General features: G+C 55.9%; 1 protein-coding gene. It reads right to left on the bottom strand.

Annotated features, from left to right (window positions below):
• Positions 1-805, bottom strand: an 805-nt coding sequence (locus tag LJE72_RS25915) for a DUF3102 domain-containing protein (RefSeq protein WP_229251015.1), incomplete at both ends; no start/stop codon positions are given.

An 805-nucleotide genomic window follows, 5' to 3' on the forward strand; every position in this document is an offset into this window, starting at 1 on the left:
TATTGCTGCGGTGAAATTTAAACAGCGATTCGGCTTGCCGGGTATAGTATTCAGGATCGGCGTTTTCAAATCCTGATGCTGTAAACTGGGGAAACTCGTGCACCGTTAAATTAGAAGTAACGAGCACGGGATCTGAGGAACGGGAGGAGGCGGAGGGGATTTTGGCAGGCACCGCTTCCGGAGCGGCTGACTCCGTCATTTCGGGGACTTGAGGGGATCCTGAAAATCGGGTGCCTTGAACGGGTATATCCGGACCCGCGGCTGGGAGGTTTTGGGCCTCAGCCGGCGCTGCTTCTTTTGGGCTGTCCTCCGAATTCGCCTCTTTCCCCACAGCACTCTTCCGTCCTGCCCGGAATTTTGACGCTGCCTCCTCTACCCTCTGCTCCAGGCTCCAGACCTGGTCGGCAAGGACACTGATTTTAGCGATCATGGAGTTCAGCGCCTTTTCCAGTTCGTCGATCTTCCGCAGGGCCTGGTCTAGTTTCGGCAGAGACGGGGCATGCTCCCCGTCTCCGTCAGCCCCGGTAAATCCCACGGCCCGCTTAAGCTCCCGGGAAGACATGTTCTCCACATCGTTGTGGGCGATAAAGTCCGCCCGCAGTTCTTCCTGAACGTCGAGAAGGATGAGGGCGTTGGTGTAGGTCAAATTAGACAGCGCTGACCAATTCGGATCGGTTTCAAGATCAGGAGATGGACCATAGGCCTCATATAGCTGAATCAGCCTTCCGGCTGAACGCTGGGAATAACGGACTGACTCAACCAGCCATTTTCCCCATTCTCCATGCCTGACCAGAGCCTTGGCTTC

This window comes from Desulfosporosinus shakirovi (assembly GCF_020595055.1).
GTDB lineage: Bacteria > Bacillota > Desulfitobacteriia > Desulfitobacteriales > Desulfitobacteriaceae > Desulfosporosinus > Desulfosporosinus shakirovi.